General features: G+C 66.9%; 14 protein-coding genes. 3 read left to right on the forward strand and 11 right to left on the reverse strand.

The window, feature by feature from the left end; translation table 11 throughout:
- The first annotated feature begins 4 nt into the window (after positions 1 to 4).
- From QQS52_RS03815 to QQS52_RS03825, 3 genes are read left to right on the forward strand one after another with little or no spacing between them, the layout of a single operon-like run.
- Positions 5 to 2,410: an MMPL family transporter gene (locus tag QQS52_RS03815; RefSeq protein ID WP_472772644.1), complete on the forward strand. Its 2,406-nt coding sequence runs from the start codon at positions 5 to 7 to the stop codon at positions 2,408 to 2,410.
- Positions 2,411 to 2,413: 3 nt separating this feature from the next.
- Entirely contained in the window at positions 2,414 to 3,451 is a 1,038-nt protein-coding gene (locus QQS52_RS03820) for a lysylphosphatidylglycerol synthase transmembrane domain-containing protein (RefSeq protein ID WP_472772645.1), read from the forward strand.
- Positions 3,429 to 3,848: a DUF3054 domain-containing protein gene (locus QQS52_RS03825; protein ID WP_472772646.1), complete on the forward strand. Its 420-nt coding sequence runs from the start codon at positions 3,429 to 3,431 to the stop codon at positions 3,846 to 3,848. Before QQS52_RS03820 ends, QQS52_RS03825 begins: the two co-directional genes overlap by 23 nt.
- A gap of 254 nt (positions 3,849 to 4,102) precedes the next feature.
- On the opposite strand, the gene QQS52_RS03830 is transcribed toward QQS52_RS03825, so the two are convergent.
- From QQS52_RS03830 to QQS52_RS03880, 11 genes are all read right to left on the reverse strand, one after another.
- Complete coding sequence (locus tag QQS52_RS03830) at positions 4,103 to 5,650, reverse strand: acyl-CoA carboxylase subunit beta (RefSeq protein WP_472772647.1); 1,548 nt, start codon at positions 5,648 to 5,650, stop codon at positions 4,103 to 4,105.
- Complete coding sequence (pks13, locus tag QQS52_RS03835) at positions 5,634 to 10,430, reverse strand: polyketide synthase Pks13 (RefSeq protein ID WP_472772648.1); 4,797 nt, start codon at positions 10,428 to 10,430, stop codon at positions 5,634 to 5,636. The genes QQS52_RS03830 and pks13 overlap by 17 nt, the downstream gene beginning before the upstream one ends.
- Before the next feature lie 162 nt (positions 10,431 to 10,592).
- Positions 10,593 to 12,449, reverse strand: a complete 1,857-nt coding sequence (locus tag QQS52_RS03840; protein ID WP_472772649.1) for a FadD32-like long-chain-fatty-acid--AMP ligase — start codon at positions 12,447 to 12,449, stop codon at positions 10,593 to 10,595.
- A gap of 93 nt (positions 12,450 to 12,542) precedes the next feature.
- A complete protein-coding gene (locus QQS52_RS03845) occupies positions 12,543 to 13,472 on the reverse strand; it encodes a cutinase family protein (protein ID WP_472772650.1) in 930 nt (309 codons plus the stop codon).
- A gap of 18 nt (positions 13,473 to 13,490) precedes the next feature.
- A complete protein-coding gene (locus QQS52_RS03850) occupies positions 13,491 to 13,988 on the reverse strand; it encodes a hypothetical protein (RefSeq protein ID WP_472772651.1) in 498 nt (165 codons plus the stop codon).
- 30 nt (positions 13,989 to 14,018) lie between these two features.
- Entirely contained in the window at positions 14,019 to 15,989 is a 1,971-nt protein-coding gene (locus QQS52_RS03855) for an alpha/beta hydrolase-fold protein (RefSeq protein ID WP_472772652.1), read from the reverse strand.
- A 297-nt stretch (positions 15,990 to 16,286) separates the two neighbouring features.
- The gene (locus QQS52_RS03860; RefSeq protein WP_472772653.1) at positions 16,287 to 17,306 is read right to left on the reverse strand and encodes an alpha/beta hydrolase; all 1,020 of its coding nucleotides are present in this window, start codon (positions 17,304 to 17,306) and stop codon (positions 16,287 to 16,289) included.
- 163 nt (positions 17,307 to 17,469) lie between these two features.
- On the reverse strand, positions 17,470 to 19,206 hold the full coding sequence (locus QQS52_RS03865; RefSeq protein WP_472772654.1) for an arabinofuranosyltransferase AftB family protein: 1,737 nt from the start codon (positions 19,204 to 19,206) through the stop codon (positions 17,470 to 17,472).
- A 30-nt stretch (positions 19,207 to 19,236) separates the two neighbouring features.
- Positions 19,237 to 20,232 (reverse strand): decaprenyl-phosphate phosphoribosyltransferase, encoded by a 996-nt coding sequence (locus QQS52_RS03870; protein WP_472772655.1) that lies wholly within the window; start codon positions 20,230 to 20,232, stop codon positions 19,237 to 19,239.
- A complete protein-coding gene (locus QQS52_RS03875; protein WP_472772656.1) occupies positions 20,229 to 20,753 on the reverse strand; it encodes a phosphatase PAP2 family protein in 525 nt (174 codons plus the stop codon). The genes QQS52_RS03870 and QQS52_RS03875 overlap by 4 nt, the downstream gene beginning before the upstream one ends.
- The gene (locus QQS52_RS03880; RefSeq protein WP_472772657.1) at positions 20,746 to 22,686 is read right to left on the reverse strand and encodes a glycosyltransferase; all 1,941 of its coding nucleotides are present in this window, start codon (positions 22,684 to 22,686) and stop codon (positions 20,746 to 20,748) included. The genes QQS52_RS03875 and QQS52_RS03880 overlap by 8 nt, the downstream gene beginning before the upstream one ends.
- Between the last annotated feature and the right edge of the window lie 226 nt (positions 22,687 to 22,912).

Raw genomic sequence — 22,912 nt, forward strand, 5'->3', positions numbered from 1 at the left:
CCGCATGTTTTATAGCTGGGGCCGATTTTCTTATGCCCACCGCAAGCTCATCCCCGTTATCCTGATCGCGCTGATCCTGGCTCTGTTCGCTATCTTCGGCACCCGCCTGGAGGACCGCATGAGCCAGGAGGGGTGGGAGGATCCGGGCGCGGCCTCCACCGTGGCTGCCGAGCTCGAGCAAACCACCTTCGGGCGCGACAACAACGGCGACGTCATCGTCATGGTGGAGAACCCGGACGAGAACTTCGACGCTGCCCAGCAGTACTTCGCTGATCTCAAGGCGCAGCACCCGGATCAGATTTCCCACCTCAACGGCTACTTCGACAAAAAGAACCCGAATTTCATCAACGAGGACGGGACGTACGCCTTCACCGCCATCGGGCTCAAGGGCGACGCGGAGCAAACGCTCAAGGACTTCCGCGCCATCGAGCCGGCGCTGCACGAGACCGACCTGCCCGTGCAGGTCGCCGGCGCGACCGCGGTGGCCGACGCCCTAGACGACGGCATGTCCAACGACATCTCCCGCGCGGAAAAGGCCGCCCTGCCACTGGTCGGCCTGTTGCTGCTGGTGGTATTCGGTTCCGTCGTGGCGGCGTTCATGCCGCTCATCGTAGGCGGCCTGTCGATCCTCGGCTCGCTGGGTATTCTGTCGGTCCTGGCCGGTTTCCTGCAGGTCAACGTCTTCGCCCAGGCTGTCGTCACGTTGCTGGGCCTAGGGCTGGCCATCGATTACGGCCTGTTTATGGTCTCCCGCTTCCGCGAGGAGCTTGACCGCGGCCGCAGCACCAAAGACGCCGTGGCGATTACCACCGCTACCGCCGGCCAGACGGTGGTTTTCTCCGCGGCCATGGTCGCCGTGGCCCTGTCCGGCCTCTTCATCTTCCCGCAGGCCTTCCTGAAGTCCGTGGCCTATGGCTCGATCTCCGCCGTGGGCCTGGCGGCGCTGCTGTCCGTGACCGTGCTGCCATCACTGTTCGGCCTACTGGGCAAGAACATCGACAAGTGGTCGATTCGGCGCACCAAGCGCATCGCCCGCCGCCTGGAGGAGACCTGGTGGTACAAGCTGCCGGCGTGGGCCATGGGCCGGGCCAAGCTGATGACCGTGGGCATTTGCGCCCTGCTCATCGCGCTGACTCTCCCGCTTATCAACATCGCCTTCGGCGGCATCAACGAGACCTACCTGCCGCCCAGCCAGGACACCCGCGTTGCCCAGGACACCTTCAACGAGGAATTCCCCACCTTCCGCACCGAGCCGGTCAAGCTGGTGGTCGAGGGCGCCGATAACCAGCAGCTGGCCGACGTCTACCTCCAGGTGCGCGACATAGACGGCCTGACCGAGCCGATGAGCCCGTCCACGGCCACCAAGGACGGCATCACGGTACTCTCCGCCGGCATCCAGGACCGCAACGACTACGCAGACATCGTCCACCAGCTCGAGGCCGTCGACGCCCCGGAGGGAGTCAACCTCTACGTCGGCGGCACGCCCGCGATGGAGGTCGAGTCCCTCGACGCCCTCTTCGACAAGCTGCCGTGGATGGCCATCTACATCGTCGTAGCCACCTTCATCCTCATGGCCCTGGTCTTCGGCTCGGTGGTCCTGCCTGCCAAGGCCATCATCATGACGCTGCTAACCCTGGGCGCGACCCTGGGCATCCTGACCGCCATGTTCGTCAGCGGCGTCGGCGCGGACCTGCTCAACTTCACGCCGGGCCCGCTGATGAGCCCGATCCTAGTGCTCATCATCGCCATCATTTACGGCCTGTCCACCGACTACGAGGTCTTCCTGGTCTCCCGCATGGTCGAGGCCCGCAAGAAGGGCGCGACTACGGACGAGGCCATCTCCTACGGCACCGCGCACACCGGTGGCATCATCACCGCCGCCGCGCTCATCATGATCGTAGTGGCCGGCGCGTTCGGTTTCTCCGACATCGTGATGATGAAGTACATCGCCTTCGGCATGATCTTCGCCCTGTTCATCGACGCGACCATCGTACGCATGTTCCTGGTGCCGGCCGTCATGCACCTGCTGCGCGAGGACAACTGGTGGGCCCCGCAGTTCATCCACCGCGCCTACGAGAAGCTAGGCCACGGCAAGGAACCGGCCGCCGCCCAGCCGGCACCCGCGGCCGCGGCGACCGCGCCGCAGCGCACCACAAGGGAGGAAGGCCACTGGGAGGAAATGCCGGCCCAGCCCGGGGCCGTCCTGGCTACCGATGCCGATGACTCCACCGACTACGCAACCGACCACGAGCGAGAGTCCGCACCGCAAGAAGAGCCCGCGGCCCAGCCGGCCGTGGAAGATGAGCGCGATTATCCGGCGCGAGGCAACCGCAACACGTACACCGATGATTCCCTGGTACCGTTTAGCGAGCTAATGAAAAGACTAAACAACGACCAGGGAAGGAACTAGGCGTTGAAGAAATGGCTGCAGTGGGTCGCCGCGCTTGTGATTCTCGCGGTGCTCATCTGGGTCTTTCGCGATGAGCTGGACTTCCTTCAGGACGGTTTCCGACGGCTGCGCACCGCCGACCCCTTCGCCGTAGGTCTGGTGATCATCGCCTCCCTCGGTGCCATCGTCGCCATGGCGGAAGTCATGCGCGTGCTGATCCGGGCAGGCGGCGTGCCCGTCCCGCTGAAGGAGACCACCGCCATCACGCTGGCCTCCAACGCCTGGTCCACTACCCTGCCGGCCGGGCCGGCGTTTTCCGCCATCCTCACCTTCCACGTCCAGCGCGGCTGGGGCGCATCCGTCGCCCTGGCCGGCTGGTTCTTCGTGCTCTCCTCGGCGGTATCCACCATGTGGCTGGTGCTCATCGGCCTGGGCGGGGTGGTCTTTCTCAACGCGCAGATGCAGGTGCTCTCCCTACTGCTGACCCTATTGGCAGTCGTCGCTCTTTGTGGGCTGGTCTTCTGGATATCCAACCACCCGCGCACCATTGAGCGCTGGCTGTCCCGACAAAAATTCCTGCGCGGCGGCAAGCGCGACGCGCTCATCAAGCAGGTGCGCAACCTCTCCGAGGTCCACCTGAACCGCTGGCAGTTCGCACAGGTCGCCGGGTATTCCCTGGCCAATCGGCTGCTGGACATGGCCTCCCTGTGGGCGTGTGTGTGGGCTATCACCGGGGATATCCCGGCCCTGCACGCCGGAGAGGACCAGACCACCCTGGCCGGAGTCGCCCTGGCCTACCTGACCGCTAAGCTGGCCGGCTCCGCACAGGTCACCCCGGCCGGGCTCGGTACAGTCGAAGCCGCCATCATCGCCACGTTGGTGGCCACCGGCCTGACGGCTATCGATGCCACCGGCGCCGCCGTGATCTACCGCCTGATTTCTTTTGCCCTCATCACCGTCATCGGCTGGGTCGTCTACTTCTGGCACTACGCTCGGAATGGACTAACCTACGCCACCCTTAACCGAAAGGAGCACGCCGATGCGTCCCGCACCGCTGCTTGATATCGTCGCCATCATGCTTTTCGCGCTCTTCGCGCGAATCGCCCACCCGCCTTTCACCTTCACCGGGCTGCTGGCCGCCTTCTGGCCCTGGGCCGTGGGCGCGCTGCTGGGCTGGGTGTTCATCACCAGCATCAAGGCCTCACCCGGCCGCTGGGTCGAAGGCGCCATCGTGTGGTGCTCCACCATCGTCGGCGGCATGATCTTGTGGTCCATCGTCAACACCCAGCTGCCGCACTACAGCTTCCTACTGGTCGCCTCCATCATGTCCGCCCTGCTGATGTTCGGCTGGCGCGCCATCGCCGCCTTCCGCGCCCGCCGCGCCGAGGTCGCCGAAATCAACGCCCAGCGAGCACAGCGCGCCCGCACTCGGACCGGCACCCGCCCGCCGCGTCGCTAACCGAGCGTTAGTACAAAAAATAGGCCGGCGCTGCGAACCCTGGGAAGGGTGCAGCACCGGCCTTTGGCTTATTCGGCGGATAATTAGCCGAAGATGTGTACCAGCTGGTTGCCGATGGCGACGACCAGACCGACGATCTCGCTGACGATGTCCAAAGCGCTGCTCAGAAGCATTTTCCCTCCACTATTACTCGGCGAGCCGGCCACGGGTGCCGGGGATTACTTTAGACATATCGTTTCCGGCGCCCGGTTTCGTTACATCGGGGCGATGGTGTGCTTCTTCGGCAGATCCCGCACGTCCTTGGTGGCCAGCTGACGCAGGGCCTGGCGCAGGGCCAGCCGCGACTGGTTCGGCTGAATCATCGCGTCCAGGTAACCGCGCTCAGCAGCCACGTATGGCGCCGTCATGGTCTCGTCGTAGAAGTCCATGAACATCTTCTTGGTCATTGCGCGCTGCTCCGGGGTCTCGGCGGCCTCCAGCTGCTTGCCGGCGATCATCACCACGGCCGCGGCAGCGCCCATCACGGCGATCTGCGCGGTCGGCCACGCGAGGTTGATGTCGCCGGTCAAGTTCTTCGACCCCATGACGGCATAGGCGCCACCGTAGGCTTTGCGGACGATGAGCGAGACCTTCGGGACGGTTGCCTCCACCACAGCGAAGGCGAACTTCGCGCCGCGGTGAATCAGGCCGGCCTTTTCCTGGTCCACGCCCGGCAGGTAACCGGGCGTGTCGACCACGAAGACCAACGGGATGTTGTAGGCGTCGCAAATGCGGATGAAACGCGCGCCCTTGTCCGCAGCGTCGGCGTCAATACAGCCGGCCAAGTGCATGGGGTTGTTCGCCACGAACCCGACGGCCTGGCCGTCGATCCGCCCGAAGGCGGTGATCATGTTCGGGGCGAAGTTTTCTTGTAGCTCGATGAGCTCGTCATCGTCGCCCAGCTGGCGCAGGAGCTCCTCCATGTCGTAGCCGGCGTTGGTGTCGTCGGGCATAAACGCGTTGAGCTCGTCGTCCTCGGCGACCTCCTCGTCGCTGGGGGCGGCGAAGACGGGCGCCGGGTCGTAGCAGGTCAGCGGCAGGTGGTCCAGCAGGTCGCGGACTAGGTCGAAGGCTTCGTCCTCCGACTCGACCACGGCGGAGACGTTGCCGTTTTGCTCCTGTTGGCGGGCGCTGCCCAGCTCTGCGGAGGTCACGTCCTCGCCGGTGACCTCGCGGATGACGTTCGGGCCGGTGACATACATTTCCGCCTCGCCGTCGACGGCAATGACGAAGTCGGTGGTCACTGGGGCGTAGACCGCGCCGCCGGCGGACTTGCCCAGCATGATGGAGATCTGCGGGCTGCGGCCGGACAGCGGCAGCTGGCGGCGGGCGATCTCCGAGTACATGGCCAGGGAGGTCACCGCGTCCTGGATGCGGGCGCCGCCTGAGTCCTGGATGCCGATGACCGGGCAGCCGATTTTGATGGCCATGTCCATGACCTCGGTGACCTTCTTACCGAAGGTAACGCCCACCGAGCCGCCATAAACGGTCTTATCGTGCGCGTAGATGCATACCTGCCGGCCATTGATGCGGCCGTAGCCGGTGACTACGCCGTCGGAGTAGATGGCCTTCGGGTCCCCCGGGGTTTTACCCAGGGCGCCGGTCTCCACGAAGGAGCCGTCGTCGAGCAGTTCCTCGATGCGCTGGCGCGGGGTGGTGCGGCCGGCCTCATCGCGGCGAGCGCGCGAGCGCTCGCTTCCCGGGTCCTGGGCCTTGTCCAGCCGGGCGCGCAGATCCGCGAGTTTCTCAGCGGTGGTTGCCACGAATCTTTACCTCGATCCAATCCTCGATGTGCTTGCCCACAATGCCGATTGCGGGCTCGTCCGGCACGGCCAGGTGGTCGCCGGGCAGCTGGACGATCTCTAGATCCTCCACGATAGCGCCCCAACCGCCGTCCGGGTCAATCTCGGCGTAGCGCGGTTCGAGCTCGATCGCGCCGTCGTGCATGCGCTCGGAGCGGAACAGCAGCACCGGCACGTCCACGTCCGCCCAGCGGCGCATGTCCAGCTTGCCCAGGATCTGGTTGTCCACGAAGGAGGCGCGCTGGTGCTCCAGCACGCCGGCCGCCAGGCCGTGCTCCGAGGCGTCCGTGGTGGCCAAGAACTGCGCGAGCATATCCATCACGGCGTCCTCGCCGGCGGTCTCCAGCAGCTCGTAAGGCACCGGGAACTCCAGCCCGTAGGTCTTTTCCGCGAACGCAGCGTAGCGCTCCCAGCGGGCCTTGGTCTCTTCCAAGGTGTCCGGCGCCGGATCGGAGGGCTGGGTGGTGTCCAGCAGCGCGATAAACGCAACATCGAGATCCTTGTTACCCAGCTGGTGTGCGACCTCGTAGGCCAGCGCGCCGCCAAAGGACCAGCCGCCGAGGACGACCTTGCGGCCGCGGGCGTACTTCTCGATGTCGGCGATGTAGGCCTGCGCGCGGTCTTCCAGGCTGCCCTCGAGGCGCTCGACGCCGTAGACGGCCACGTCCGCGGCCAGGCGGCGCACCAGCGGCTGGTAGACCACGGTGGTCCCGCCGGCCGGGTGGAACATGAACACGGCCGGGCCGTCGGCCTCCCGCAGCACGCGGATGTTGCCCTCGACCTCGGTCTCCAGACCCTCGCGGACCAGGTCCGCCAGCGGCTCCAGCGTTTCCGCCTCGCGCACGGCCGCGGTGGTGACCTCGACGCCGGCGCGCTCGGAAAGCCGCTCGGCGATCCGGGTGGCCTGCTCCTCGGTCAGCTCCGGCAGCGGGCTGGTCACACCGGCCGCCGCCTTCCCGGTAATCGAAGCCCAGGTGCCGAAGACCATGCGCTCGGAGGCGTCGCGCGGGGCCACGCCCACGCCGGCGCTCTTCTCGGTTTCCGCGGGGGCCTCGGCGGTTTCGGCCGGCTTGGCGTCATCGGTCGCGGCAGCGGCGGTCTCAACGCCGTCGGTCTCGCGGCCTTCTACGGCGGCGGTGACCATGTCGATGACGTCGGCCAGGGAGGCGTCGCGCAGCGCCTGGACCTGCAGCGGCGGGATCTGGAAGTCGTTTTCCACGCGGTTTTTGATGCGCATGCCCATCAGGGAATCCAGGCCGAGATCGATAAGCGGCAGCTCGCGCGGCAGATCGGTCACGTCGTAGCCCATGGACTCCGAGACGATCGCCGCCAGGCGATCCTCCACGGACTCCGTGGCCGGGTCCCAGCGAACGGCCTCGATGTCGGCGTCGCCAGTCTGGTCAGCGGCGTCCGCCAGCGGGGTGTAATCCGGCAGGTCGGCCACGCCGGGCACGGACTTGGCCCCCAGGTCCAGGGAAGTGGCGAAACCTTCCGCGACCAGGGTTGTGGCGCCGTCGGCCACGGCATAGGCCGCGACGGCCACGCCGCCGAGCGACTTGGTCACCACGGTGGTGACCTCGCCCTGGGCGGGCAGCGTGCCGGGTTCTTCCACGGCGATAAGGTGGGCGCCCGGGGACACGGCATCGATAGCCGCCTCCAGCAGCGCCAGGGCGCTCGGGGCCTGATCGGCGTTAGTGGAAAAGGCGGTCTTGCCCTCCGGCAGGTTCACGCGCGTGCCCGGCAGGCCGGTGACCCCGGAGGACGGGCGGGCGTGGGTCCAGTAGCGCTGGCGCTTGAAGTGGGTGTGCGGCGCGTCGAGCACGGGTCCGTCGCCGAAGACAGCGCGGTAGTCCACCGGCGCGCCGGCGACGTAGAGCTTGGCCAACAGGTCCAGCAGGGACACGCTCGGATCGACCTTGCGCTTGAGCGCGTAGAGCAGCTGCGCGTCCGCCTTGCCAACGGCGAAGGCGGTAGACATCATGCCCATCAGCGCCACCGGGTTCGGGGCGATCTCCACCAGCTGGGTGTGGCCAGCAGCAAAGGCCGCGCGGGTGGCGTCCTCCAGGAAGACCGGCTGGCGGGTCATGCGCAGCCAGTAGTCCTCGTCGTGGACGGTAGAACCCGGGCGGTAGACCTCGCCGCGGTCAACGGAGCTAAACAGCGTGGTGTGCAGCGGGCGGGCTGTAATGCCCGCTATGTCGCCGGCGAGCTCGCCGAGGATCGGGTCCACGGCCGAGGTGTGCCCGGCGCCCTTGACGTTGAGCGCGCGGGCGAACTTGCCCTCGCCCTCGAGCTTCTCCACCAGGTCCAGGACCTCCTGGCGCGGTCCACCCACGGTGGTCATGCCCGGGCCGGTGTAGACGGCCGGCTCGATGTTGCCGTCCAGGGCCGCGATGTCCTCCGCGGTCAGCTCGACGACGGCCATCGCGCCCTGGGTTTCCTCGGTCAGCTGGGCCTCGCCCTCGCCCATTAGGCGGGCGCGGTGGCAAGCGATCAGCATGGCATCATCAGCGCTGATGCCACCCGCGGCGTAAGCCGCGGCGATTTCGCCCATCGACATGCCGATAACGCCGGCCGGGCGGGCGCCGAAGCTGGCCAACAGATCCGTCAGCGCGATCTGGATCGCGGTGATGGCTACCTGGGCGGTCTCAGTATTGTAGGTCTGTTCGTCGTCGCGGACGATGTCCAAGATGGACCAGCCGGACTCGAAGTCCACGATCTGGTCCAGCTCCTCCAGGCGGGCCAAGAAGTCCGGGGACAAGGCGATGAGGTCCTTGACCATCTTGCGGTGCTGGGAGCCGAAGCCGGAGTAGAGGAAGACCGGGCCCGGCACCGACGGGGAATCCGCGGCGGTGACCCCCACCGAGATCTTGCCAGCGGCGACCTGCCGCAGGCGGGAAATGGCCTCCTCCGGGTTGGTGGCGTTGACCACCGCGCGGGAGCGGGCGTGGTTGCGCCCGGCCAGGGAGCGGGCCAGCGCGAAGAGATCCGCGGTGCCCAGCTGCTGGTCCTCGATGAAATCCGCCAGCGTGTCCGCCGCCTGGGCCCGGCGCGACGGCAGCAGCCCGGAGACCGGAAGGCTGACGGTGGCAGCGGCGGCATCGTCGGCGGTGTGGGTAGTGGTGTCGGCGGCGGAGGCGGTGGCGACCTGGGCGGCGCGCTGGTACGGAGTGCCCTGGTAGTCGCTGAGCACGACGTGGGCGTTGGTGCCGCCAAAGCCGAAGCCGGACACGCCGGCCAGCTTGTGGCCGGAGTACTCGGGCCACTCGCGCGGATCCTCGACGACCTCGAGCTTTTCCGAGTCGAAGTCGATGTAACGGTTCGGCGCGGAGAAGTTGATGCTCGGCGGCAGGGTGTCGTGTCGCATGGCCTGGATGACCTTGATGAGGCCCACCACGCCGGCGGCGGACTCGGAGTGGCCGATATTGGACTTGGCCGAGCCCAGCAGCGTGGGGTTCTCCGCGCCGCGGTGGGCGCCCAGCACCTCGCCCAGGGCGGTGGCCTCGATTGGGTCGCCCAGGATGGTGCCCGTGCCGTGGGCCTCGACATAGTCGACCGTGGCCGGGTCGACCTCGGCGTCGGCGTAGGCGCGGTGCAGCACGTCGACCTGCGCCTCCGGGTTCGGGGCGGTCAGGCCGTTGGAGTGGCCGTCGGAGTTGATGGCCGAGCCCTTGATGACGGCGAGGATGTTATCGCCGGCAGCCTCGGCGTCGCTGAGTCGCTTGAGCACCAGCACGCCGCCGGCGTCCGCGCGCACGAAGCCGTCCGCGTCGTCGGAGAAGGCGTGAATGCAGCCCGTGGGCGAGATGACGCCGAGCTCGCCGAAGGCGGTTGACACAAACGGGGAGGCCATGATGTTGATACCGCCGGCCACGGCGACGTCGGCGTCGCCCTCGCGCAGACCGCGCACGGCCTGGTGGACGGAGACCAGCGAGGACGAGCAGGCGGTGTCCACGTTGACCGAAGGCCCGCGCAGGTCCAGGGCGTAGGAGATCCGGTTGGAGATGATCGCCGAGGAGGTGCCGGTCAGCGCGTACGGGTGCGCCTCCGCCGGGTCGGCGGTGATCAGCATCCCGTAGTCATTGTTCGACGAGCCCATGTAGACGCCAGTGGCGGTCCCGCGCAGCTCGTTGGCCGGCAGGTGCGCGTACTCGAGCGCCTCCCAGACCAACTCCAGCAGGATGCGCTGCTGCGGGTCCATGTTGGTGGCCTCCACCGGGGACAGGCCGAAGAATTCCGCGTCGAAGCCGGCAATGTCGTCAATGTAGCCGCCGGCGAGGTTCTGCTCGGCCATCTTCTGGGTCATTACCGGATCCGCGGCGTAATCGGACCAGCGGCCGATGGGCAGCGGCCCCGTCGCGCCGCGGCCTTCGACCAGCATGTCCCAGAACTCGTCCGCGTTGTTGGCACCCGGGAAGCGGCCGGCCAGGCCGATGACGGCGATGTCCTCGTGGCCGCCGGCCGGTTTAATCCGGCGCGGGGCGGACGACGGCGCCGTCTGCTGGGCAGGGCCGTTAATCAGGCGGTCGGCCAGCTGGGCGATGGTCGGGTATTCGTAGGCGACCGTGGGGTCGAGATCCACGCCCACCAGGTTTTCCAGCTCGCCTGACAGCACCACGGCGTCGCGGGAGGACAGGCCGAAGTTTTCCAGCGGCTTAGAGTCGGTAATTTCCTCCGCGGGAACGCCCGTGGTCTGGGCTACCCAACTACGGATCCAATCACGCAACTGCTCTACGGTCATACGCCATGCTTTCTTTCGCTTACGTTCATTAAGGGGATCACAAAGAATAATCGTCTTTGGTGAAAATGCTCCACCTAAGGCTATCGAACTCGGGCCCCAAAACGTTAGTGGCAAGCGCCTGCCAGGCGGATGTGCAGGGCTTTGTTAAAGCCCCGCCGGGATTTAGCCGCGCTGGGCCAGGTAGTGCTTCTTGGCCACGCGGCGGGCGATCTTGCCCGAGGAGGTCCGGTTGATCTCGTGGGCCTGCTTGAAGACGATGTCGTCCGGGGTCAGGCCGTGGTGGGCGGAGACCGCCGAGCGGATGGCTTCGGCCGCCGCAGCGTCGCCGGAAGGCTCGGCCGTATCCGCGCGCTCGACCAGCAGGACCAGCTGCTCGGTGTCCGCGCCTTCGACGGAGAACGCCGCCACGGAGTCCGGGCGCACGTGCTGACTAGCCTCCTGGACGGTGGACTCGATGTCCTGCGGGTAGTGGTTGCGGCCGGCCACGACGATGAGGTCCTTCAGGCGGCCGGTGATGTAGAGGTGGCCGTCCAGGATGGTGCCCAGGTCGCCGGAGGCCATCCAGCGGTCGTCCTCCGGGGCGCCGGCCACGCGGGTGTCTTCCAGGCGCTCGCCCAGGGTGTTGCGGAAGGTCGCGGCGGTGTCCTCGTCGCGCTCCAGGTAGCCGGCGGCCATGTTCTCGCCGTGGGCCCACAGCTCACCGATGACGCCGTCGGCGACCTCGGCCCGGGTCTCCGGGTCGACGATGGTCAAGTACTGCGGCTGCACCACCTGGCCGACGGAGGCGAAGGCCACGGTGTTCTCGGAGGCTTCGGCCACCTCGGCGCGGCCCTCGGCCAGGGCGGCGCGGTCGAAGTGGGTAATCAGCGGGCGCTGGTCGGTCTGCGGGGTGCTCACCAGGAGGGAGGCCTCCGCCAGGCCGTAGGACGGGCGCAGCGAGGTGCGCTTAAAGCCGTAGGGCTCGAAGGTGTTGAGGAAGCTGTCCACGGCGGACTCGGTGACCGGCTCGGAGCCGACGATGAGGCCGTCGATGTGGGACAGGTCCAGCTCCTCGCCGTCGGCCGGGGCGCCGTAGCGGGCGGCCAGCTCGAGCGCGAAGTTCGGGACCACGCCGTAGGTGGCCAGCAGCTTGTCATCGATCGGCTTGCGGTTGAGCTGGCCCACCCAGCGCTTCGGCTGCTGGATAAAATCGCGCGGGGACATCAGCTCGAAAGGCAGGCCCAGGATGGTCACGAACACCGTGAGGATAATGCCCATATCGTGATGCAGCGGCAGCCAGGTGACCAGGCGCAGCGGCATCTTCAGCTGCGCGGCCCGGAAGATCTGCAAAACGTTGGTCAGAATGGAGCGGTTGGTCAGGATCACGCCAGCCGGGGTGCGGGTGGAGCCGGAGGTGTACTGCAGGAAGGCGGGCTGGTCCAGGGGCATGACCGTGGACATCGCCAGCTGCTGCTGGCCCTCCAGGGTGGCCGCCGGGTTCTGGTAGGACGCCGCCAGGCTGTCCGGCAGGGAGTCGACGGAGAGCACGCGCGGGCGCTCTCGGGAGGGCAGGTCGGCAAAGTGCTTGCGCACCGCGGCTGCCGATGCCCGGTTGGTCAGCACCAGCTTCGGCTGGGCGTCGGCGAAGACCGCCTTCAGGTGGTCGGCATGGCCCGGCTCGTTCGGATCGTAGAGCGGGATGGGCGTCATGCCGGCGTACAGGCCGCCCAGGAAGCCGAAGAGGTACTCCGGGGAGTTGCCGGCCAGGATGGCCACCCGGTCACCCAGCTTGCCGACCTGCTGCAGGCGGGCCGCCACGGACTTGATGCGGGTGTTGACCTCCTGGCGCGAGTAGGTCACCAGCTGACCCTCCCGGCTTTCGGAGTAATCCCAGAAGCGCAGGACCTTCCGGTCACCGCCGCCGGTCTGCAGATCGCCCTGGTAGAGCAATTCCGCGAGCCCGGCGAGGGTCAGCTGCGGCGCGAGGGTAATCTCCCCCTGGTCGTTGAAGAACTGGCCCATGGCGGCGTGCAAATCCATGTCAGTAACGCTCCTTGAAATCCGATTCGGTTTATTTTGCTACTAAAATTATCAGACGAGGCGACCGCCGTGTTACACCGCGGACGGCCGGTTCTAGATGCCGTCGATGATTCCGCGGGCCCAGCCGACCACCCAGTCGTTGGCGGTGGTTCCCTCCACCACGTGCGGGTTGGAGGCGTACTGGGCGTGCACGCCGTTGGCGGCGATGAGATCGCGGGCGCGGTCCAAGCCGTTGACGGCGTCGCGCGGGGCGTCGCAGATGGAGTCGTCCGGCGCGCAGATCTGGAAGGTGCGGTCGGCCAGCTCGCCGAAGCCGTTGGGGCGCGCGCCGCGCATGGTCGCGCCCGGCACGATGGGCTGGACCAGCTTGCTGATCGGCTCCAGGGCGATCTCCGCGCCGATGCCGCCAACCTCGACGCCCGGGTTGATGCCCACGCCGGGCTCGCGGCGGCCGTCGGCGATAAGGGCCACGCCGGCCACCGACTCGGCCGGGACCGCGCCCGTGCCCGCGCCGATCTGGTCGGCGACGTCGCCCAAGATGACCGCGCCCTGGGAGAAACCGGCCATGACGAACTTCGTCGCCGGGCAGGTCTCGTGCATGGTGCGCAGCTCGCCCTCCAGGGTGGAAGTACCCTCCTGGCGGGAGTCGTCGTAGGACATCTCCTCCTGGGAGTTGATGTTCTTAAACTGCGCGGCGTACGGCAGGGTCCACACCTTCACGTCCTGCGAGGCGTAGGCCTGCTGCAGCGGCTGGGAAATCGACAGCATGAAAGAGCGCGGGTTGGCGGTCGGGTTGATGGGATCGTCGTCCGCCTTGGATTCCCAAGTGCCGGGGGCGGAGATGACCTCGACCCGCGGGCACCAGTCCGGCTGCTCCGGGGTGGCCGGCTCGCCCTCGCCGGGCTGCGTGGCCGGCGGCCCCGACAGGTTGCTCGAGGAGGTGCTGTTGAAATAATGCACCGCGGAGGCGCCCAGGATCACCAGCAGGATCACTACTGCTACCGCAGTAAGGGTCTTTTTCATGTGTTGTGCCTGTCTCGTCTAGCAGTAGGCAGAGCGCGCTTCGTCGGCCAGGAACCGGGTCAGTTCTTCGTAGTCCAGGTCCGTGCGGCCCTGCTCGATGAGCTGGCCGGAAATCGCGTTCAGCGTAATGGGCTCTTCCTCCACGCAGACCCGCTGCGCGGCGGAGACCAGCTGCGCTTCCACGCCAGCCGTGTCGATGTCGCGCTCGCCCGCCGCGCCGAGGAAGTCGGCATCGCCCGCAGACGCGTCTGCCTCCGGGGAGGGAATTTCGGAGATCTCTTCGGCCCCGCGGTCCTCCGGGGCGCGGCCGCCGGCCGGGGCCGGGGCGGAAGCCTTGGTGCTGCTTTCGGCCGACTCCGACTCGGAGGCGGATGCCGAGTCGGACTCCGAGTCGCGCTCCAGCGGCGCCACCGAGGTCGGGGCCTCGGCCTCGTTATCGTTGTCGACGGTGGCGGAACCGCAGGCCGCCAGGCCCAACGATGCCGCCGCGGCCAGACCCGCAATCAATTTTCGCATGGCGCTGATGGTACTCCTTCCGGCTGGCGTTTAGGACTTCTGTACGCGTCCGAAGATCTCGCTCAGGGTGCCCTTCTGGAACTTCTGGGTCAGGCCGCCGGCCGGGATCTGCTCCGTGTCCGAGGTCGGGTAGCCCATCTCGCCCTGCTCGAAGCCGCGCTTGCCCCAGTCGTCGAAGATCTTGCCGTGCATGATGAAGTGCGCGCCGGTCTTCGGGGACCAGTAGATGTTGCCGTGCTCGAACTCCTGGAAGGCGCCGCCCTTGATCTTGATCTCGTCGCTGGTCGGGAAGCCCAGGCCGGTGGTCGCGCCGCCCATCTCCTTGTACTTGGCGCCGATGGCGCCGTGGACGATGTGGTGGGACTTGTCCGGGTTGCGGGTCAGGACGCCATTCTCGAACTCCTGCTGGAATCCACCGTTGACCTCCTGCGGCGCGGAGGTCGGGTACTTGAGATCCCCGCCTTCCCAGCCGTTCTTGCCCCAGGCCTCGACCATGTCCTTCGGGATGGCATATGCTCCGGTCTTGGCGGTCCAGTAGATGGAGCCGTTCTCAAAATGGACGAAGCGGCCGCGCTGGTCCGGGGTCTTTTCCTCGTTGGTCAGTGGGAAGCCCAGCCAGGAGCCCGGGCCACCCATCTCGCTGTAGCGAGCGTTGATGCGGCCGACCAGCGCCTTGGCGCCGGTCTCCGGGGACCAGTACGCGGTGCCCGCGCTGAAGTCTTGGGCCTTGCCGTTATCGCCGGCGTCGTATTCGTTGTTGACGCACTCACCGATGGTGCCGGACTTGGTGGCCGCACCGATGGCGCCGATGGCCTGGCAGTCCGCCCCGCGGTCTTCCTTGGGGATGGCCAGGGCGTCCGCGATGGACGGCCAGGCCTGCTGCATCTCGAACTGCCAGTATTCCCAGCTGTGGACGCCGGACGGGCGGAAGTGTGCCTCCGGCTCCACGCCGGCGCGCTTGGCGTAGGTCATGAAGGTCCCGCCGGACATGCGGGAGATGGTCTCTAGGCCGATACCGGCCATGTTGGCCGGGCCCTTGGCGACGGACTCGGGGTTGCCGAAGTCGTCCTTGCCCGAGCCGGCGGAGATGTAGACCTTCATGTCCTTCAGGTTTTCGATGCCCAGCTTCGGGTCGTGGTCGATCCAGTCCTGGGAGCCCGGCGGGCCCCACATGGCGTCCGAGTTGTACCCGCCGGCGTCCATCTGCGCGGCGCGGATGGCGGCCGGCATGCCGCTGCTGGTGGTATCCAGGTAGCCGGAGAAGGAGCCCACGAAGTCGAACAGGTGCGGGTTGCGCTCGGCTAGGTTGACCGCGGCGGTACCGCCCATGGAGATACCCGTCACGGCGCGCTTGCGGTTGGAGCGGTACTCGTTGTCCAGAATCGGCACGAGTTCCTGGGTCAGGAAGGTCTCCCACTTGTAGTGGGTGCCGTTGTCCGGGCGCTGCCAGTCGGCGTAGAAGGAGGACTCGCCGCCCACCGGCATGATCAGGTTGACGTTGCGGTCTGCGTACTGGTTCAGGATGTTGGTCTCGATGGTCCAGCCGGACTCGTCGTCACGAGCGCGCAGGCCGTCCAAGGCCCAGACCTCCGGGAAGGTGGCCTCCGGGTTGGAGTACCAGTCACGCGCCAGCTGGATCTGTACCTTCTGCAGCTTGTCCGGCATGGCCGCGGACTTGATGTAGACCATCAGGTGGCGGTTGGTCAGGTACTCCACGCGCTCGATATCCACGCCCTCCGGCAGGCCTTCGACGTTCGGGTAGGTGGTGTCAATCGGGGTGCGCTTCGGCGGCGCCGAGGGGGCGAAAGAATCCGACAGGCTCGACCCGGACGAGGAGGAGCTGAGATCCTCCAGGCCCTGCTGGGCGGTGGCGTTAGGCAGCAGGGCGATGCCGACGGCCAGCGCCGTGGGCAGGGCCGCGGCGGCCAGCCCGCGGCGGGTACGAGTCTGGTACGTGTTGCGCGCCTGGCGCGGGGAGGGCTTCGGAGCGGATGTGCGCATGGAGGTATCCTTGACGTTCGACTAGTAGACAGACAGCGATGGAGTCCCAGCCAAAAGAGCCAACGAGGCGGCGCCCGCCGAAATTACGGCTAGCGCACCCGGAAACTCACGCAATCCGAAGGTTCCCCTCCTCCGGAGCACGTACCTGGGTTGTTGTGCGCTCAAGTTTAAGTTCAACTTGAGACTTTTCCTAGCCGACACGCCCGAAGTCACACTCTTCATCCCGAAATACAAAAATTCCCCGCGCTAGGGCTAGCGCGGGGAATTTTTAAGCTCTGGTGCAGGTCTACGACCGACCTACCAAGCGTTCATCACATTGAGGACGCGCGGCTTGGTCTTGTCCAGCTGGCGGCCGAACTGGTTCCAGTTGTGCAACCCGACGTTCGGGTAATCCGTGGTCAGGTTGATGCCGTCGGCGCGGGCCTTGAGCTCGTACAGGCGGGTCGAGACCATGGAGAAGGCCTCCAGCGCAGCGCCCGATGCCTGGTGCTGCGGCAGGTACTTCTCATCGCCCGGGCCCGGGATACCGGAGGCGGCGGAGACGTAGACGTCCTTGCCGCGCAGGCCGGAGGTCAGGTGGAACGGGTCGTTCTCAAAGCGGCGCGGGCTGATCAGGGTGCCGTACATGGCGTTGATGTTGAACCCGCCGGCGTCCAGCATGGCCAGGCGCATGAAGGTCTGGGCGCCCGGCAGCGTGGTGGTCAGGTAGCCGGAGAAGGACATGGCCTGACGGAACTGGTTCGGGTGCTTGCTGGCCAGGACCATGGCCGAGGTAGCGCCCATGGACAGGCCCGCGATGGAGTTGTTGTTGCGGGCAACGCCGAAGTTGCGCTCCAGGTAGCCGGGGAGCTCCTGGGTCAGGAAGGTCTCCCACTTGTAGTTGACCGGGTTGGTCAGGTCATAGGTGGCCGGGCCTTCCCAGTCGGCGTAGAAGGAGGACTCGCCGCCGACCGGCATGACCAGGGTGATGTTGTGCGGCTCGTAGGTGGCAGCCGCGTTCACGTCGTTGACCCAGGCGTTGGTGCGGTCGGTCGCGCGTAGGCCGTCCAGCAGGTAGAGGCCGGCGTTGCCGCCACGCTTGGCCGGCTGAATCTGGACCGGGATATTGCGGCCCATGGACTGGGACCAGACGTCGCAGCGCTGGACCCACCAGCCCACGCGGTCCCAGTCGCAGTGGCCGGTGGCGTCGGCGCGCAGGTAGTCACGCGGGGCGGCTTCTGCCCGCTGCGGGCCAGCCACCGTGAGCATGGTGACGACCATGAGGATGGCCGCGACCACCGCGGTGACCCGGCGGGACGCGAAAGACGTCAGTGTCATGTCTCTCCTTGCTTTCGTACTTTTGTTTCAGTTTTTACCGAAGGGTTCCTTCAGTACGTATCGATCGCAAGCAAAGTTGCGTTAACAATCACGATTTTATAACAGCGCCTGAGATTCTAGACGATTACTGTCAATTTGTCTCATTTCGGCAGCTGCCTGGGCACTACCTAAGATAGTCCTGTGCATTGTCTGTAAACTGCAGCGTCCGCCCATCGGTCAGGGAGAACTTGATGTTTTCGAAGAACCGCTCCGCATCCAGCGGGTCGCGATAGGTCGCGAAAAGCTTCTGGAAATCCGGGTGCTCGAGGGCCCGGCGGTTCTTAGCGACCTCGTCCTTGTCGTACCACGCAGGTAGCTCATCGATATCCACCGCTGAATCCGCGGCCCGCCAAGTCAGCGGCAGGGACTTGTCGTGGCCGATCCGCCCGTCCTCAATCCGCGGCTGCCGCGCCGCCAGCGGTGTGGCCAGCCCGATATTGTCCAGCACGCGCACGTTCAGCGGCGAATGCATCGAGGACATACCCATGTTGATCAGATACAGCGTCGGCGGGTCGTTGCGGCTGTCATCGCGCGCCGCGGTCGTCCAGGCATTATCCTCGATCGAGTCGCCGTCGAGGTAGCGGATAGCCAGCGCGTCGCCGCGCTCGAGGCCGTTAATCGCTTCATCGAAGCCGCGCAGCAGGCGCATGTTCTGGAAGTCCTCCGCGTCCTTCGGCGGGTCCCCCAGCTGACGCTTGGTGGCATAAGTCCAGTAGTCGCGCTCGTCGACGATGGAGATTTCCCCCTGGTAGACCTGCCAGTCCACCGGGTGCCCGCGCCAGGCAATAACCACGGCCCAGACCGCAATCCCGGCCACGCCGGCGGCGGCCCAGTAGTCCCGCACCGGCAGCACGAAGACCGGCAGCAGGAGTGCGAAGAGCGGCAGCAGCAGCATGCGCCCGTGCATGAAGTCGCCGCCCACGCGCAGCACGTAGAGCAGGTGGATGAGCGCGCAGATGACCATCAGTGCCACGACGACGGGCTGGCTGCGCACCGCGGAAAAGTGCGCGTCGCCGCGGAACTGGTAGGCGGCCAGCGCTGCCAGCACCAGCAGGGGCAGCCAGAGCCAGTAGGGGCCCACGAAGTCGCCGAGGTAGTTGACGCCGGCGCCCCAGGCGGCATCGGCAGCCGACTTGGCCACAGCCGTGTGCGGGGTCAGCAGGCCGTAGTAGCCCATGCGGAAGACCTGGTAGGCCAACGGCAGCGGCAGGGCCGTGCCCAGGATGCCCGCCCAGTGCGCCGGGCGGCGGTGGGCCACCAGCAGGACGATGCCCGTCAGCCCGCCGTAGAGCGCCAACTCCGGGCGCACCAGCCAGGACAGGCCAGCCCAGAAGGCCACCAGGTAGGGGTTGGCCCCGCGCACCCAGCGGGTCAGCAGCCACCACAACACCGCCAGGTAGAAGATGGACAGGCCCCACTCCAAGCCGGAGGTGAAAAAGTCCCGGGCCGGCGGCAGCGCCAGGTAGACCAACGCGCCGGCGGGCAGGACCAGCGCGCGGGTGGCGTGCCGCCCGCCGGTGTTGTGCACCTGGGCCGTGGCCCACGTGCCGACCACCAGGGCAGCCACGGACAGGGAGATGGCCAGCCACATGGCAATAGCCTCCAGCTGGGCGCCGGTGACCAGGCGACCCAGGTAGATCAGGTACTGCCACAGCGTGGAGGTGTTGGCCTCCACGCGCTCCCCCGCGTTGAAGACCGGGCCGTTGCCGGCCAGAAGGTTGCGGACGGTGCGCAGCACGATGAGGCCGTCATCGGCCATCCACCGGCGCTGCCACGCCGCGAAGAAGGTAATCGCCCCGATAGCTACACTGCTGGCGACCACCGAGATCTGCGCCGCGCGGGGACTACCGATTTTTTGCATAACAGATCAGGCTACCAGCTGGCCCCCAAATTAGATCATCGGGAAAACGTAGACCGCCATGGCAATACAAGCCAGCCAGAGCAGCGCCAGGATCTGCAGGACGCGGTCCTCCAGCGCGATCTCGTCCGGCGCCCCGCCGTGTCCGCGGTCGACGTCCGCGGCGTAGCGCAGGATAGCGATGGTAAACGGCACCATGGAGACCTGGTACCAGATGCCAGCTACACCCTCGGCCTGGCTGGAGAGCTCGAAGCCCCACAGGGTGTAAGACATCACCACGGCCGTGGCCGCCAGGGTCCACACGAAGCGCAGGTAGGTAGGTGTATAGCCTTCCAGCGACTTGCGGATCTTCGCGCCGGTGCTCTCCGCCAGCAGGATCTCCGAGTAGCGCTTGCCGGAGGCCATGAACAGCGAACCGAACGCGGCGACCAGCAGGAACCACTGGGACAGCTCGATGCCGGCGGCGACGCCGCCGGCCATCGTACGCAGCATAAAGCCGGAGGAGACCAGCGCGATGTCGATGACCGGCATGTGCTTCCAGCCGAAGCAGTAGCCCAGCTGCAGCGCGATATAGACCGCGATGACCAGCGCCAGCTCCACGCCGGCGGTGGCCAGCAGCGACAGACCGATGGCGCCGACGATGAGCACCGCCGCCATGACGTAGGCCAACTGCACCGGCAGCACGCCGGCGGCAATCGGCCGGAAGCGCTTGGTCGGGTGCGCGCGGTCGGCCTCGACGTCGCGGGCGTCGTTGATGAGGTAGATGGAAGACGCGCCCATGCAAAAGACCAGGAAGGCCAGCAGGACGTCCAGCAGCACGCGGCCGTGGAACAGCGCGTCCGCGCCCGCGGCGGCCGGGGCGGCCAGCACGAGCACGTTTTTGACCCACTGCTTGGGGCGCAGGGCCTTGACCATGCCGTCGGCAAGGTTCTTCGGCGGCTTGCGCTTCCGGCCCGTGTCTACGCCGGAGGTGTGAGGCTCCGAGTGAAAAAAGCTCTGGTTGCCGTCATCGTGCGGATGGGCGCTCATGCGGTTTTCCTTTCCAGCCGGCTTACAACCTGCGCCGTGGTGGCCCCCAGCAGGGCGCCCACGGCAGTGTCAGAGGGATAATGCACCCCCAGCACCATACGCGAAGCCATCATCACCGGCACGCCCAGCCAGAAGCTCCGGTTGCCGGTCACGCGGGCGGCCGCCACGAGGAAGGCGGTGGTCGACGTCGAGTGCGAGGACGGGAAGGACAGGCGCGAGGGTGTGTTCACCCCGACCCGCACGTAGCTGTAGTCCGGGCGGCGCCGGCGCACCACGCGCTTAATCGCTACCGATGCCGCGTGCGCACCAAAGGCCGCCACGCCCACCCCGGCCCACTGGCGGCGCCGGGGCTTATCGATGCCCGCCGCCAGCGCCGACATCGCCATCCAGCCGAGCGCGTGCTCGCCGAAGTGGCTCAGGCCCCGCGCGGTCGGCACAACGCCGGGCGCGTCGAAGGCGACGTCCTGGATGGCCCGGAGGACGTGCGACTCGGCATCGTTGAGCTTTGAAATCCTACTCAAAGATCTTCCTCCAGGATTCGCGGCTGGTCAGCGTCGGCAGGGCGGCGCGGTAGGTGGAACGCAGTTCGTCGAAGTTGTCCTCAATCTCCTTGAGGAGCTCGCGGGTCTGCTTGACTAGGTCTTGGGCCAGCTCGCGGTCGCGCCTGCGGAAGGCCACGCCGGTGCCGCCGGCGGTCGAGACCGTCGCCGAGTCCAGGCGCGACAGCGTGAACCAGCGCGCCTCCTCCGGCGTCAGGTTCAGCTGCGGGGCCGCGTGGTGGGCCGGGTCTTCCTTGCTGGCCAGGTGCTTGATGCTCTTGAACAGCCAGGGCAGCTTCTTGATCTTGCCCAGGCGGCCGCCGATGTTGCGGGTCGGCACGCCCGGCGCGCCCGTCGGGGCCGGCAGCTCGGAAGCCGAGGGAAGGATCTGCGCGTCGGAGTACTGCGAGCGGATTTTGTTAATCCGCGGCAGGGAGGACTCCAGGATGTCGAAGAGCTGGTCCGGGCCCGCCAGAAAGTCTCGCATGGCCTCTAGCTGGATGGCCATGGTGGAGTACTCCATACACATGGTGTGCTTGAGCGTGGACTTGAAGATGGAGCGGGTGATACCGCGCGGGTCGCCGTCGTGGTAGATGGCCGCCACGATCAGGCGGTTGCGCAGGTGGAAATAGGCCTGCCAATCGATGGCGTCGTCCTTGTCCGCCCAGGCCATGTGCCAGATTGCCGCGCCCGGCCAGGTTACGGTCGGGAAGCCGGCGCGCCCGGCGCGCAGGGAGTACTCGGTGTCGTCCCACTTGATAAACAGCGGCAGCGGCTGGCCCATCTTTTCGGCCACCACGCGCGGGAACAGGCACATCCACCAGCCGTTGTATTCCACGTCGACGCGGCGGTGCAGGGCGCGCGAGTCGTATTTGTTGGGGTCCTTGTGCGACTGGGCATCGCCAATAGCTGAGAGCGGGTACTTGGCGAAGTCGTGGTCGTAGACCGCGTGCGGGGCCGGGCCCCACATGAAGTCGGACTTGTTGACCTGCTCGCCGGTGGTGCGCAGCTGGCTGCGCTCCTGCAGGTTAAGCATCTGTCCGCCGACGATGATGGGGCGCGCCGCGTAGCGGGCCGCCTGCACCGCGCGCAGGATGGAGTCCGGCTCGATGGCGATGTCGTCGTCCATGTAGAGGATGAACGGCGAGTCGGTGTTCTCGATGGCCTCGAACATGATGCGAGAATACCCGCCGGAGCCACCCAGGTTGCCCTGGCGGAACTCGCGGAAGCGCTCGCCGAAGTGGGCGACGGCCACGTCGTAGCCCGGCTCATCTGCTGGGTGCTGGTTGCCCTGGTCCGGCATAAGCACGTAGTCGATGATGCCGTCGACGACCGGGTCCTCGGCCAGCGCCTGCAGTGCCGCCACCGCGTCGGTCGGGCGGTTGAAGGTCGGGATGCCCACGGCCACGCGCTTGTCCGCGGCCGGCTGGATGGTGCCGTCGGGCAGCACCTGCTCGCCCGGGGCGTGCGGGGCGCACCAGGCGACCTGGGACAGTTCGGTCTCGGTCTCGGCGGTCACGTCGAACCACAGCCAGCCGCCGTCCTCGAAGTTCTTCAACGGCAGCTCGAAGTGGTGCTCGCCGTCCTCGACCAGGTGGTTGGCCACGCCGATGCGCTGCCCGTTTTCCTTGGAGCGGTACACCGAGACGTTCGCCTGTCCCTTAACGTGCAGCGATAGGACTATGGAGTCCAGCTGCGACCAGCGGCGCCAGTAGGACGCCGGGAAGGCGTTGAAGTAGGTCTCGAAGGAGACCTCCTCGCCGGCCGGGATGGTCAGGGTGGTGCGGTCGTGCCAGCTCAGGCGCTGGCGGTTCTGCGGAGACTCAATAAGGTAGAGCATGCGCACGTCGTTCGGCTCGCCGCGCTTGGGCAGCAAGACGCGTTGCACTGCTTCAAATTCCTGGGGGTAAGTCACGATGGCTTCTTTTTCTCCAAACGTTTTTTACACTCTTCTAGCGTGTAAGGGTAGTGCCCCCAGCCGTCCGGCACGTTCTCACACACGGTCATGGGTCGGAATTCACAGCCGCCCACCCGGATCCGTCAGGCGCACAAAAGCCCCGCCGCCGCCCCGGGAAAACCGGGGCGGCGGCGGGGCTAAGATTGGCCACCGTTGGGCCCTAGGAGTGTCCTAGGAGTACCCG

It is taken from the genome of Corynebacterium sp. 1103A, from assembly GCF_055700955.1.